Source organism: Paraburkholderia silvatlantica (assembly GCF_003096715.1).
Lineage (GTDB): Bacteria > Pseudomonadota > Gammaproteobacteria > Burkholderiales > Burkholderiaceae > Paraburkholderia > Paraburkholderia silvatlantica.
The window spans coordinates 346,813-359,959 of sequence record NZ_QEOL01000002.1 but is presented as its reverse complement, the minus strand read 5'-3'; the positions used below and the strand labels follow the sequence as shown (position 1 = coordinate 359,959).

Below are 13,147 nucleotides of genomic sequence, written 5' to 3'. Positions count from 1 at the left end.
CCACGTGCGTCGCCGGCGCCCTGGCTGCTGCCTTGACCACCGCCCTGGCCACCGCTCTGACCGCCGCTTCGGCCACCGCTCTGGCCACCGCTCTGACCACCGCCCTGACCGCCGCTTCGGCCACCCTCGTCGCCGTCCATCCCGCGCCGCCCGCCGTGCGGGGCGCGCAGCCGGAGCCGTCCCGCTTCGATCATGCCGCTACCCCGCCCTTGCCCCCGATGCCACGCCGCGCATTGAAATCGCGCGACGCCTGTTGATGCCCCTCAAGGCGTGCCCGCGAACGACTGCGTGCTCAGCCACGTGCCCAGTTGCCTGGCGAAATCGTCGCTGGCCGCCTGCAGCGCGCGCACGCCGCCCGCGGCGTCCGGCGTGGGCGCCGGCGCGCGCGTGGCGAACGAGCGCTGCGCCAGCACCCTGCCGCCCTGCATGAGCGTTGCGCGCGCAGCCAGCACGCCCGCGCTTTGCGTCGGGCTCTCGAACACCTGCTCGAACTCGTACAGTTCGACCTTGAGCATCGGCGCCTGCACGGCGTCGCCGCCCGCGAGCACCGTCGCGTGCGCGCCGAGCGACGTGCGAAGGCGTTCCGTGAGCAGCCGCGCGGGCGACATCGTCCAGCGGCTGTTCGCGTAGCGCGCCGTGCGCTGCGAGTCGAAATTCATCCGGTAGAGGATGCCGTCGTTATCGAGCGGCGGCGGCGCGCTCACGGCCAGCACCTTCAGAAGCGGCCGGGCACCCGGCGCGCCAGGCGCCGCGGGAGCGGCCTGCGCTTCCTGCGACGACTGCAGCCCGAGGTCGTAGCGAGCCTCGTTGATCGAAGCCGAACTGCCCGCGCAGGCGGCGAGGAGCGCACCGAGCGCGAGCGCCGCCAGCAAGGCCGAGCCGGCGGTTGCGGCGCGTTGCATCGATCGTGGCAGGCGTGATGTGCGTGACATTGCGTTTCCTTCTTTGGCGCGCGGCGCATGCACCGCGCGAAAGTGCGTCGAATGGTGTCGCGTAAGGCGGCGTCGCGGCCTACTTCGCGCCCGCAGTAGCCGGCCATGCAAAGCCCGCCTCGCCGGGCCCGGGCGCCGGCTGCGGCGCGCCGCCGAACAGCACGCTGCGCGGACTCGTACTGAACGTGCCCGCCGCGCGGTCCACGGCACGCATGGCCGAGCGCACGTCGTCGGTGAGCGAGTCGACGCGTGGCAGCGTGTCGTAGCCCACGCGCGCCGACAGGTCCTGGATCGAGGCGTCGATCGAGGTGAGCGCCGCGCCCGCCTGGGCCGCCGCGGTGCCGGCCTTGTTGAGGTTGGTCTGGAACGGGCCGTCCGGCCGGTTCATGCTCGTGATGAGCGTGTTGGTCGACTGCAGGGTGTGCTGCAGTTGCGTCACCGCGCCCGGCAGCTGCTTCGTGGCGGGCTGGAGCTGCTCGGCGAGCACGTTCACGCTGCTCGCGGCCTGCTGCAGGCTGTTCACGGCCTGCATCACCTGCTTGCGGTTGTCCTCGGAGAGCATTTCGTCGATATCGCCGGCAATGTTGTCGAGCTTGCGCAGGAGCGCGTCGCCGCGGCGCTGGAGCTGGTCGAGCAAGCCCGGGCGCAGCGGCAGTTCGGCCACGTGCGCCGGCGAAGAATGCAGCGGCGAGAGGTCGACGCCGTTGTCGTCGAGCTGCACGAACGCGATGCCCGTCACGCCCTGCAGCGCGAGCGAGCCGAAGGTGGAGCGCGTCATCGGCGCCTTCTGGTCGACAAGGATGCGAATGCGGATCTGGCCCGGATGCTGGGTATCGAACTTGATCGACTGCACCTTGCCCACGTCGATACCGCGAAAACGCACCGCCGCGTCCGGATAGAGGCCTGTCACGCTCGAGCGCGAAATGAGGTCGTACGGCACGCGCACGGCCCGATCGGCGCTGAAGAAGATGACGACAAGCGCGATCACGATCAGCAGCCCTATCGTGAACATGCCCGCCCAGAACGCATGCGGTTTGTTTTCCATCGTCAGATTCCTTCTTTGGCGGCCGCCAGACGCTGGTCAAGCCGGTTGAGCCGGTCGGGCCGGATAGGGGCGTGCGCGGTGCCTACCACGGCTTGTACCCCACGGCTGCGGGAGCGAGCGCCGCCGGCGGCAGCTTCGCGCGCCGCTCGGGCGGCAGCGCCTGGAGCGCGCGGCGGCCGCGCATGCCCAGAAAGTACTCGCGGATGAACGGATGATCGACGCTCGCCGCCTCCTCCACGGGCGCGGCCACGAGCACCCGGCGCTCGGCCAGCACGGCCACGCGCGTGGAAAGCGCGACCATGGCGTCGAGGTCGTGCGTGACGAGCACGACGGTGAGCCCCAACGCCCGGTGCAGCGTGCTGATGAGCTCCACCACTTCGTCGGAGGAGCGCGGGTCGAGCCCGGCCGTGGGCTCGTCGAGAAAGAGCAGCTCCGGCTCCAGCACGATCGCGCGCGCGAGGCCCACGCGTTTGACCATGCCGCCCGAGAGCGCGGCCGGCATTTTCGAGGCGTGCTTGCACGGCAGCCCCACCATTTCGAGCTTGAGCATCACGATGTCGCGCAGCAGGGCTGCCGGCACCTTGCCGAGCTCGCGCACGGGCTGGGCAATGTTGTCGAACACCGTGAGCGACGAGAACAGCGCGCCTTGCTGGAACAGCATGCCGGTGCGCGTGCGCATGAGGCGGGCGCGCTCGGCGTCGATGGTCGTGATGTTCTCGCCGAACATCTTGATGGTGCCCGAGGTCGGCTTTTCGAGCCCGAGGATCTGGCGCACGAGCGTGGTCTTGCCCGAGCCCGAGCCGCCCACCAGCGTGACGATCTCGCCGCGGCGAATTTCCAGATTCAGGTGCTGATGGACGATGTTGCGCCCATAGCGCTTCGAGAGGTTGTGAACCTCGATCACCGGCTCGCCGATGGCCGGCAGCGGCAGATCCTGCGCGACCTCCTTGAGCGGCGTGGTGATCGTGCCGGTCGTTTTCGTCTCGATCGTCGTAACCGTCGTGCCAGTCGTGCTCATGAAAGCCCCACGTTCTGGAACAGGATCGCGAACACGGCGTCGGCGAGGATCACGATCGTGATCGACGTGACGACCGACGTGGTCGTGCCCTCGCCCAGGCTCTGCGAATTCGCCTTGATGCGAAAGCCGAAGTGACAGCCCACGATCGCCACCAGCATGCCGAACGCCACCCCTTTGCCGAGGCCGATCCACAGATTCGCGATCGGCACGACGCTGGGCATCGAGCGCATGAACCACGAAATGTCGATGCCCAGCACGATCTTCGCCGCGATCGCGCCGCCTAGCAACGCAATGATGTCGGTCCAGATCACGAGCAGCGGCATGGCGACGCCGAGCGCGATCACGCGCGGCAGGATCAGGCGCAGGCCGTGCGAGATGCCCATCACGCGCATGGCGTCGAGTTCCTCAGTCACGCGCATCACGCCGATCTGCGCCGTGATGGCCGAGCCCGAGCGCCCCGCCACGAGAATCGCCGAGAGCACGGGCCCGAGTTCACGGATCACGGCGAGGCCGAGGATATTGACGATGTACTGGTTCGCGCCGAAGAGGCGCAATTGCTGCGCCGAGAGGTACGACAGCACGATGCCGATCAGAAACGCCACGAGCGCCGTGATCGGCAGCGCGCGCGCGCCGGCGTTGTAGATGTTCGCCGAAATCTCGATCCAGGGCGTGACCCTGGGCTTGCGCACCACCAGCAGCAGATCGAGGATCACGCGCCCGAACATGGCGATGCCGCCGTACAGGTGGTCGAAGAACGAGAAGATCGCGAGGCCGAGCTGCGTGACCGGATCGATGCGCACGACGCGCTCCGCCGGCTCGCGCACGGAGTCGAGCAGGGCGATGCGCTCGAAGATGTCGCGCTGCGTTTGCGTGAGGTCGACGAGGTCGGACGGCAGCTTGTGGCCCCAGACGCGCCAGAGCGCCTGGCCGCCCACATGGTCCATGCGCTCGACGCCCGAGAGGTCCCATTCGCCGATGTGCTCTTCGGCGAGCGCCCGCAGACGGCGCGCGGCGCCGCCCTGGTCGCGGTCGCGCGCGAGCGCGAGCGCTGTCCACTGGCCTGACAGGCGCACGGTCTTTCCGCGGGTGCCGGCCGAGACTTCAAGGCCGGGCGGCGTGTCTTGATTCAAGGATAAGCACTCGACGGACGGGGTGAGCAAACATTGTAGCGAACGCGCCCCGTTTCGTCGGTCCGAAAGCGCACGGCCGGCTCCCGGAGACGAGGCGAACTGTGGACAACACTCTGGATAACTTGTGGACTGCCTGTGTGCAGCCTGTGAATTGCCTGAAGATTGGGCAAATCGCGTGGAAACCGGCGGGGCGGTTGCCAGCTTCGAACGCTCCCGGCCCTGTGGACGATTCCGTGGATAACCTGTGGGCCGCCTGTGGGTCGCATGTGGATTGCCCACATTTCGGGTCGAAACCAGCGTTGCGGGCTGCTACCCGCGCCCCAGCCACTACAATACGAGACATGAATGCGACGCCCCCCACCCCCGCTACTCCGAGCGCCGGCGACTGGCGCATCGACCGCAACCGCGCGATCACGCTGTTCGGCCCGGCCGCGCACGACTGGCCCATCGAGATCGTCGAGGAAACCGGCTCGACCAACGCCGACCTCATGGTGCGCCTGAAGGCACTGCCGCAAAAGCGCGACGCGCTCGCGCGCCCCATCGTGCGCGTAGCCTATCTGCAGACGGCCGGCCGGGGCCGGCGTGGCCGCACCTGGGTCGCGCAGCCCGGCGACGCGCTGCTGTTCTCGATCGGCTGCGTGCTGCCGCGCCCGATCGAAGGGCTCGCGGGCTTGAGCCTCGCCGTCGGCTCGGCGCTGGTGGACGGCCTGCGCACGCTGCCTGTGGCGGCGCCTGGACAAATCGCGCTCAAGTGGCCCAACGACGTGCTGCTCGAAGGCGACAAGCTGGCAGGCATCCTCGTGGAAACCGCCTGGACCGCCGCCGACGCCACGGCAGTCGTGATCGGCATCGGCACGAACGTGCGCGGCGAGGATGCGCTCGCCGCCAGGGTCGAGGCGCTCAACGCCGCCGCCGGCAGCGCGGCGGTCGTGCCCGGCACGACGCCCACGGCGCTTTCGCGCGCGTGGGCGAACGCCAACCTCACCGACACGCTCGCCGCCGAACTCAACGCGCTCGAAGCCGCGCTGCAACGCTTCGGCGCGGCGGGCTTTGCGCCCTTCCAGGCGCGCTGGAACGCATGCCACGCGTACGCGGGCCGCGAGGTCGCCATCTACGAGCAAGGACGGGAATTGCAGCGCGGCACGGCGGCCGGCGTGGACGAACGCGGCCAGTTGCTCGTCGACACGCCGGGCGGACGCGAAACCGTCACGGCCGGCGACGTGTCGCTGCGGCTCGCGGACAGCGGCGCATGAGCCGCGGCCCCTTCCTCCTGATCGATGCAGGCAACAGCCGGATCAAATGGGCGCTCGTCGCGCCCGACGGGTCGCGCCTGCACGCGGGAACGATGGATCACGTGCGCGACGACGGCGTGCAAGCCACGCCCGCCGCGGGCGAAGCCGGAAGCGAAGCATGGGCGACGTTGCCCCGGCCCTGCGGCGCGTGGATCTCGAATGTCGCGGGCGCGGCGGTCGGAGAGCGCCTCGGCGCGCTGGTGGAAGCGCACTGGCCCGGTCTCTCGCGCACCGTCGTGCGGGCCTGCGCACAGCAATGCGGCGTGACGAACAGCTATGCCACGCCAGACGCGCTCGGCAGCGACCGCTGGGCCGGCATGATCGGCGCGCACGCGGCGTATCCGGACGAGCCGCTCCTGATCGCGACATTCGGCACCGCCACCACGCTCGAAGCGCTGCGCGCCGACGGCACGTTCGTGGGCGGCATGATCGCACCGGGCTTCACGCTCATGATGCGCTCGCTCGGCGAGCACACCGCGCAACTGCCTGTGGTCGCCGGCGGCATGGCGAATGCCGCCCACCCGGGCATTGCCTTCGCCACCGACACGCAAAGCTCGATCTCGGCGGGTTGTGCGCTCGCGCAGGCCGCGCTCATCGAGCGCGCCTGGGCCGATTTGCAGGACGCGTGGAGACTGCCGGTACGGCTCGTGGTGAGCGGCGGCGCAGCGGCCGAAGTGACAGCGGCGCTCAAGGTACCGCATACTCGCCACGATGCACTGGTTCTGTCGGGGCTGGCGCGCATCGCGGCGCAGTCCTGAGGCGTGCGTCCACACGCCGCCCGCATCCGGCCCTGAAACTGAACGAACGATTTCGAAGGAGCTTCACACGATGCTGCGCTGGCTGATCGCCATTCTGATTCTCGCCAACGGGCTGGCCTTTGCGGCCATAGGCGGCGTGTTCGGCCCGACGCCCTCGTCGGGAACGCGCGAAACTCAGCACCTGAACCGGCAGATCCACCCCGAGCGGCTCGTGGTGAAGGCGATCCGGCCCTCCGAATCGGCCGACGTGCCGAGCGTGGGCGGCCCGGTGGCGGACCCGGCGGTGCAAGCGTCCACCCTGTCGCAATAAGCGGCGCTTCAAAGACAACCGGCCGCAGGCCGGGCGCGCCCAAGCCTCGGGCGGCCCGGCCTGCGGCCGGTTTTGCATCGTCCGCCGCACGTGAGGACTTGCGGACTTGCGGACTTGCGGACTTGCGGACTTGCGGACTTGCGGACTTGCGGACTTGCGGACTTGCGGACTTGCGGACTTGCGGACTTGCGTCAGAACTTACTTCGATCCTTCCTGCGCGCGCACTTTCTGCAGCAGCTTCGTCGTGGAGCGGTCGTGCTCGAAGGCGATCGCAAGCGCCCGCCCGCCCCAGCCGCGCACCAGCGCCGACTCGGGCAGCGCGTCCATGTCGTAGTCGCCGCCCTTCACGAGAATGTCCGGACGCAAGGCCCCGATCAACTCGACGGGCGTCTGCTCGCCGAACGGCACGACCCAGTCCACGCTCTCCAGCGCCGCCAGCAGCGCCATGCGGTCGTTCCCGGTGTTGATGGGGCGGTCGTCGCCCTTGCCGAGCCTCTTCACCGAAGCGTCGCTATTCACGCCGACGATCAGCGTGGCGCCCAGCGCCTTCGCATCGGCGAGATAGGTGACGTGTCCGCGGTGCAGGATGTCGAAGACGCCATTGGTGAACACCACGGGGCCCGGCAGCGAGGCGCGCAGTTGCGCGAGCGCCTCGCGGGTCGTGATCTTGCGTTCGAAGGAAGCGGGCATGGAATGAGGCTCGGATAAAAAAATGGGCGCGGTTCACCTAGGCAAGCCGCATGGAGCAAGCTATTTGATACGCGCCGATACGGGCGCCAATGAAAACGGCCCGTCACGCGAGAAGCGCTTCGGGCCGTCCCGGTCGCGGCGCGCCACGAAAGAGGCGCGCACGCGAGATGTCCCGGCGCGTCAGGCCGGCTGCTGCGTGCCTTGCTCGGCCTGCAGGCGCTGCACCACTTCCTTGCGATAGCGGTTCAGTTCCTGTGCCGTACTGAACGTGCGCTCGAACAGGATCGAGAGGTTGTGCAAAATGCGCTCGATCACCTTCTTTTCCCAGCCGTCGTCAAAGCGGATCTGCTCGTCGAGCCAGCGCTCGAGCCATTCCGGGTCGGGCAGGCGCGACTGCACGGTGTCGCGCGGGAACAGCGCCTGGTTCACGTGCAGGTTCGTGGGATGCAGCGGCTTTTCTGTGCGGCGCGCCGAAGCCATCAGCACGCCGATCTTCGCAAACGCCGCACGCGCGACGTCGCCGAAATTGTTGAGCGCCTTCTTCATGTAGCGCAGATAGGCGCCGCCGTGGCGCGCTTCGTCGCGCGAAATCGTTTCGTAGATGGCCTTGATGACCGGCTCCGTGTGCCATTCGGCGGCGCGGCGATACCAGTGGTTCAGGCGGATTTCCCCGCAGAAGTGCAGCATGAGCGTTTCGAGAGGCGGCGCCGGATCGAACTCGAAGCGCACGGCGTGCAGCTCTTCTTCGGTCGGCACCAATTCCGGCCTGAAGCGGCGCAGGTATTCCATGAGCACGAGCGAATGCTTTTGCTCCTCGAAGAACCACACGCTCATGAACGCGGAAAAGTCGCTGTCGTGGTGGTTGTCGCGCAGGAACATTTCCGTGGCCGGCAGCGCCGACCATTCGGTGATCGCGTTCATCTTGATGGTCGCGGCCTGCTCATCGGTCAGGAGCGACGCATCGAACTTGTCCCAGGGAATGTCCTTTTCCATGTCCCAACGGACCGATTCGAGCGATTTGTAAAGTTCCGGATAAAGCATCGTGTTCATAGTCCCGCCCCTGATCTGCGCAAAACGCGCGCATGACGAATTCGTAGCGTGCCGCGGGATCCGCATACAACGCGGCCGCGCAGGCAAAAAGCATTTAATTTTACGCGGTATCCGGACCCCTGGACGCAATCGCAGACCGGCGAACGCAACACGCGTCGCCCACGACAATCCAGCCAACCGGAATGAAGGCGCCGTCGTGGATTCTGGGTAGCTGTTCCGTTCCTCGAACCCGGCCGCCTGATACCGCTGATCACCACCGATACCCGCGAGGCGTGCGAGCCATCGTCGCGGGCTCATGCGACACAATGTCGCACTCTCGCGCCCCACGTTCGACGTCCTTATGACACACCTTGCTGGCTGATTTTCCATTGGGCAGACATCCCGCCCGTCAAGGCCGTGGAACCTGCGCGGCCAAGCGCCGCAACGCCGCCCGCATCCCCGCAAATGACCAGAAAAACCTTACACAATAATAGCATGCCGGTGTTTCAGTTCCGACGCGCCCGAAAATCGTTGCTTGCGCCGTCTGCCGGAGCTTTGAGCCAAGTCAAAAGAACATCACTTTGCGCGAGCGTGTCGCGATAACCCAGTTCGATCAACTCACGCGTGAATTCACGCTCGAACAGCAAATAACTTGCGAACGCCGCGCCCGAAGCGCGGTTGCCGCCCATCGCGCCCAGCAGCATGCGCACTGAGCGCGGCAACTGCTGCAGATGGCGCGCGGCGATCAGCTCAATCCGCTCGCTCGGTGCGATCGCGAGCACCTCGACATGACGCCAGCCGCTTTCCGGCTCCACCGCGTGCGGCAGTTGCAGCACCATGCGGTTCACGTGCTCGATGCGCTCGATATCGGCGCCGAGCGAGTCGAGGAACACGCTCGCGAGCACCTGCTGGCCGATCTGGGCGAGCGTCGGATAGCGGTCGATGTCGGGGCGCGCCGCGGGCACTTCCGGCGTGGGCGCCGCGGCGCCCAGCACGACGATGCGCTGCGCTCCGAAGTGGATGGCTGGCGAAAGCGGCGCAATCTGCCGGATCGAGCCGTCGCCGAAGTATTCGTGGCGGCCGTCGAGTTCGAGACGCACGGCCGGGAACACGAACGGTATCGCCGCCGAGGCGAGCAGATGCGCGGGCGTGAGCGCGACCATGCGCGCGGTGCGTTGCGCGCGCCGCCACGCACTGATCGGCTCGCACGCCTGGTAGAACGTGACGTGCCGCCCCGACGAATAGCTGAGCGCCGTGACGGCAAGCGCGTAGAGCAGCCGCTCGTCGAGCATCTGCCCGATGCGATGGAAATTGAGCGAGTGCGGGAGCATCCGCGCGAGCGGCGTGCTGTCGAAAAAGGTGCGCGGCGCGGCATGCGCGCCTACGCTCGACGCGGCCCAGCCGAACGCGAGCGCGGCGAGCCAGCGCGCGCCCGCGGCCGCGACGCCGGGCCAGTCGGTGCGATAGATCTGACTTGCGCGCATCTGCGACCAGACGTCGACGAGGTGCGCCGCGCCGTGCGCGAACTGGTCGGCGTGGCTCGCGATCGAGGTGGCGTTGATTGCACCTGCCGAGGTGCCGCAGATCACCGTGAAGGGCATGGCCCGGCGCGCCGGCTCGGCCTGGCCGGCCAGCTCGGCAAGCGCGCGCAAGGCGCCGGCCTGGTAGGCCGCACGCGCGCCGCCGCCCATCATCACGAGCGCAAGCCGCATGATGCCGACGCTCCCCGAAGTTGTGCCGCTTTTGCCCCGCTTTTGCCCCGCTTTTGCCCCGCAGTTGCGCTTCTGCTGCGTCCCGCGGAACGCTTCTTCGTGACGTGACGCGCGCGCCTTATTCCGGCTGCGCCGGCGCCTTCTTCGCGCCGCGCGGCGCGCTGCGGCCCGCGCCGCCGCCGCCGCCGTTGCCATTGCCGTTGCCGGCGTTGCTGCTGCGCCGGGCGGTGCTGCCGCGTTTCGCCGTGGCGGCTTCGGTCTTCGCCTGCGCCTCGCTCACCGCTGCGGCAGCCGCTTGCGCGGCCTGCGCCGCGGCGGCGGGCTGCGCCATCGCGAACTGCGCGAGCTGGTTGAACTGCGCCTGCACGAGATTCCACCACGAACCCGCATCGAAGCCCGGCGGCGCGGATGGCGCGCCCTCGGGCGCGGTGCCCGCGTTCGCGGCCTCAGGCTCGGCGGCCCGCTCGCGCGCGGCGCCCGCTCCCGGCGCTTCGGATTCGGCGTGCGTCGGGGTCATCTGCGCCTGCGCGAACGCGCCGAACGCACGCAGCGTGGAGAGCGTGGCGCGCTGCACTTCGAGCGCCTGGATGGCGGACTGCAACATGCCGAGATTGAGCTTGAGCCACTGCTCGACGGCGCGCAGATCGGTGATGCGTTTGTCGAGCTCCTCGATGTTGGTGAGCGGCGTCATCATGTCTGTCATCATCGAAAGCGGCGGGCCAAAGGCGTGCGCCACGCCCGGCTCGCCGCCCGCGAAGTTGCCTGGAAACGCCCCGCCGAACGGCGTGAGTCGCATCATCCCCCACATCTGGTCGAGCATTTCGGCGGGCGGAAAGCCAGGAAAGCCCGGGAACGGCGGCACGGTGCCTGCTGAGTCGGTCATGCGGTACTCCCTCGCATAGATAGGTGGTCAAATGCGCGCGCCTGGGCGGCACGAAACGATCTCTTCGATGATAGCGCGCGTCAAACCGGAAATCGTCAGAAAGCGCGAACCAGAATGCGTCAGAACGGATCGCCGCCCGGAAACTGCGGCGCGCGCCGCTCGCGCAGCGACTGCACGCCCTCGCGCACGTCGGGCCCCGCAAAGCCCATGAATTCGAGCGCAAGCGACGTGTCGAAGTTCGGCCCCGCCATGCGCAGCCAGTTGTTGAGCGCGTACTTGGTCCAGCGCACCGCGGTCTGCGAACCGTTGGCGAGGCGCTTGCCCACTTCGAACGCCTTCGGCAGCAAGTCGTTTTCGTCCACGGCGAGCGAGACGAGGCCGATGCGCTCCGCCTCCTCGCCGCTCACCGGTTCGCACAGCAGCAGGTAGTACTTCGCTTTCGCCATGCCGCACAACAGCGGCCACACGATCGCCGCGTGGTCGCCCGCCGCGACGCCGAGGCGCGTATGGCCATCGATGATGCGCGCCGTTTTCGTGGCAATGGAAATGTCGGCCAGCAGTCCCGCGACGAGCCCCGCGCCCACCGCCGGACCGTGCATGGCCGAGACGATCGGCTTGCCGCAGTTGATCACGTTGTAGACGAGGTCGCGCGCCTCGCGCCACACGCGCGCGCGCACCTCGAAATGCGTGGCCATGTCCTCGACGAGCTGCAGGTCGCCGCCCGCAGAAAAGCCCTTGCCCTCGCCGCGGATTACGGCGACGCGCGCATCGGGATCGCGGTCCACGTCGCGCCAGATCTCCGCGAGTTCGCGGTGCATGTTGGCGTCGGCGGTCGCCAGCGAGCTCTTGTTCGTGCCCTCGCCGCTCATCACGATCTCGACGATGCCGTGCTCGTGCCGCCGCACGCGCAGGGCGTGATAGCGGGCGTAAAAAGGATCGTTCATGGGCGGGCCTCCTTTGCTTCGGATTGCTGATTACGCGATAGCGACGGCAGTGTGGCGCGCAGCGCGTGGCGAAACGCGGGCGGCGAGGCTTGCAGCAAGACGGCTCGGACAAACAGCGTTCACGGTGTCTCCTTGTCGTTTTACGTTCGGATGCTGCGTGCTTCTACGGCTCGTACCTTGACCGGTCTGCCCGATGCGGTCTGCCCGATGCGGTCTGCCGGAAGCCCTCGCAGAAAAAAAAGGGCGTTCGCCAGTGTAGCCGTACGCGCGGCGCGCGGCATCCGGCGAAACCCTTCAGCGCCCCGGTGTCATGGCTCGCCGTGGAGCGGCGCCACAGCCTGGTCGATCGCGCCGAAAATCGACTTGCCCGCTTCGTCGAGCATCTCGATCTTCACGCTGTCGCCGAACTTCATGAATCCGGTGCTCGCCTGTCCGCTTTCGATCGTTTCGAGGCAGCGCTTCTCGGCAATGCAGCAGTAGCCGCGCTGCGCGTCCTTGTTCGAGACCGTGCCCGAACCCACGATGGCGCCCGCGCGCAGATTGCGCGTTTTCGCAGCGTGCGCGATCAGCTGGCCGAAGTGGAACACCATGTCCGTACCGGCGTCGGGCTGGCCGACTTTTTTGCCGTTCCAGTGCACGACGATCGGCAGGTGCACGCGTCCTTCGCGCCAGTGCTCGCCGAGTTCGTCGGGCGTGACCATCACCGGCGCGAACGCGCTGGCCGGCTTGCTCTGGAAAAAGCCGAAGCCCTTGGCGAGTTCCGCGGGAATGAGGTTGCGCAGCGAAACGTCGTTGACGAGCGCGACGAGCCGCACGGCCCGCAGCGCTTCGTCGGGGCTCGCGCCCATCGGCACGTCGCCGGTCACGACGGCCACTTCGGCCTCGAAGTCGATGCCGAATGCCTCGGACGCGCACACGATGTCGTCGCACGGCCCGATGAAGTCGTCGCTGCCGCCCTGGTACATGAGCGGGTCGGTCCAGAATTCGGCGGGCATCTCGGCGCCGCGCGCGCGACGCACGAGTTCGACGTGATTCACGTACGACGAGCCGTCTGCCCATTGGTACGCGCGCGGCAGCGGCGCCATGCAATCGCGCGCGTCGAAGCTGAACGCGTTGCGCGCGCGCCCGTAGTTGAGCGCGTCGTACAGCTCGGCAAGCTGCGGCGCATAGAAGCGCCAGTCGTCGAGCACGCGCTGCAGCGTCGGCGCGATCGCGTCGGCGATGGCGGCGCTGCGCAGGTCGCGGGAAACGACGATCAGCTGCCCGTCGCGGGTGCCGTCCTTCAGCGTGGCAAGTTTCATGAAATCAGACGTGAGTGACGATAAGGGAAATGTATTCTACGATGGTGAATCGGCGTGCCCCAAGCGGGCGCGCCTCATGCCCTCAGTTGCCGTAGAGTTGCCG

At 68.0% G+C, this 13,147-nt stretch carries 14 protein-coding genes; 4 read left to right on the top strand and 10 right to left on the bottom strand.

Annotated features, from left to right (window positions below; genetic code table 11):
• The first annotated feature begins 32 nt into the window (after positions 1 to 32).
• Complete coding sequence (locus C7411_RS36915) at positions 33 to 257, top strand: hypothetical protein (protein ID WP_133253613.1); 225 nt, start codon at positions 33 to 35, stop codon at positions 255 to 257.
• Positions 258 to 263: 6 nt separating this feature from the next.
• Here C7411_RS36915 and C7411_RS03960 read toward each other — a convergent pair whose 3' ends face one another.
• The 4 genes from C7411_RS03960 to C7411_RS03945 all read right to left on the bottom strand — a co-directional run bounded on the left by C7411_RS03960 (position 264) and on the right by C7411_RS03945 (position 4,125).
• Positions 264 to 914, bottom strand: coding sequence for an ABC-type transport auxiliary lipoprotein family protein (locus C7411_RS03960; RefSeq protein ID WP_423802764.1), 651 nt, complete (start codon positions 912 to 914; stop codon positions 264 to 266).
• 97 nt (positions 915 to 1,011) lie between these two features.
• Positions 1,012 to 1,977 (bottom strand): MlaD family protein, encoded by a 966-nt coding sequence (locus tag C7411_RS03955; RefSeq protein ID WP_110383040.1) that lies wholly within the window; start codon positions 1,975 to 1,977, stop codon positions 1,012 to 1,014.
• A gap of 82 nt (positions 1,978 to 2,059) precedes the next feature.
• Entirely contained in the window at positions 2,060 to 2,941 is an 882-nt protein-coding gene (locus C7411_RS03950) for an ABC transporter ATP-binding protein (RefSeq protein WP_373682563.1), read from the bottom strand.
• Positions 2,942 to 2,991: 50 nt separating this feature from the next.
• Positions 2,992 to 4,125 (bottom strand): MlaE family ABC transporter permease, encoded by a 1,134-nt coding sequence (locus C7411_RS03945; protein ID WP_110383042.1) that lies wholly within the window; start codon positions 4,123 to 4,125, stop codon positions 2,992 to 2,994.
• A gap of 341 nt (positions 4,126 to 4,466) precedes the next feature.
• Here C7411_RS03945 and C7411_RS03940 point away from each other — a divergent pair, with 341 nt between their 5' ends.
• The 3 genes from C7411_RS03940 to C7411_RS03930 all read left to right on the top strand — a co-directional run bounded on the left by C7411_RS03940 (position 4,467) and on the right by C7411_RS03930 (position 6,485).
• Positions 4,467 to 5,378 (top strand): biotin--[acetyl-CoA-carboxylase] ligase, encoded by a 912-nt coding sequence (locus C7411_RS03940; RefSeq protein ID WP_110383043.1) that lies wholly within the window; start codon positions 4,467 to 4,469, stop codon positions 5,376 to 5,378.
• Complete coding sequence (locus C7411_RS03935) at positions 5,375 to 6,175, top strand: type III pantothenate kinase (protein ID WP_110383044.1); 801 nt, start codon at positions 5,375 to 5,377, stop codon at positions 6,173 to 6,175. The genes C7411_RS03940 and C7411_RS03935 overlap by 4 nt, the downstream gene beginning before the upstream one ends.
• Positions 6,176 to 6,245: 70 nt before the next feature.
• Positions 6,246 to 6,485 (top strand): hypothetical protein, encoded by a 240-nt coding sequence (locus C7411_RS03930; RefSeq protein ID WP_110383045.1) that lies wholly within the window; start codon positions 6,246 to 6,248, stop codon positions 6,483 to 6,485.
• 198 nt (positions 6,486 to 6,683) lie between these two features.
• On the opposite strand, the gene rfaE2 is transcribed toward C7411_RS03930, so the two are convergent.
• From rfaE2 to C7411_RS03895, 6 genes are all read right to left on the bottom strand, one after another.
• Complete coding sequence (rfaE2, locus tag C7411_RS03920) at positions 6,684 to 7,175, bottom strand: D-glycero-beta-D-manno-heptose 1-phosphate adenylyltransferase (protein WP_110383046.1); 492 nt, start codon at positions 7,173 to 7,175, stop codon at positions 6,684 to 6,686.
• 180 nt (positions 7,176 to 7,355) lie between these two features.
• Positions 7,356 to 8,225, bottom strand: a complete 870-nt coding sequence (locus tag C7411_RS03915) for a ferritin family protein (RefSeq protein WP_110383047.1) — start codon at positions 8,223 to 8,225, stop codon at positions 7,356 to 7,358.
• Between the two features lie 485 nt (positions 8,226 to 8,710).
• Entirely contained in the window at positions 8,711 to 9,916 is a 1,206-nt protein-coding gene (locus tag C7411_RS03910) for a patatin-like phospholipase family protein (protein ID WP_110383303.1), read from the bottom strand.
• 118 nt (positions 9,917 to 10,034) lie between these two features.
• Complete coding sequence (locus C7411_RS03905) at positions 10,035 to 10,799, bottom strand: PhaM family polyhydroxyalkanoate granule multifunctional regulatory protein (RefSeq protein WP_243413032.1); 765 nt, start codon at positions 10,797 to 10,799, stop codon at positions 10,035 to 10,037.
• 119 nt (positions 10,800 to 10,918) lie between these two features.
• Positions 10,919 to 11,743 carry an enoyl-CoA hydratase/isomerase family protein gene (locus C7411_RS03900; RefSeq protein WP_110383048.1) on the bottom strand — a complete coding sequence of 275 codons (825 nt, stop codon included), beginning with the start codon at positions 11,741 to 11,743 and terminating at the stop codon, positions 10,919 to 10,921.
• Between the two features lie 308 nt (positions 11,744 to 12,051).
• On the bottom strand, positions 12,052 to 13,044 hold the full coding sequence (locus tag C7411_RS03895) for a fumarylacetoacetate hydrolase family protein (RefSeq protein WP_110383049.1): 993 nt from the start codon (positions 13,042 to 13,044) through the stop codon (positions 12,052 to 12,054).
• Positions 13,045 to 13,147 lie beyond the last annotated feature (103 nt).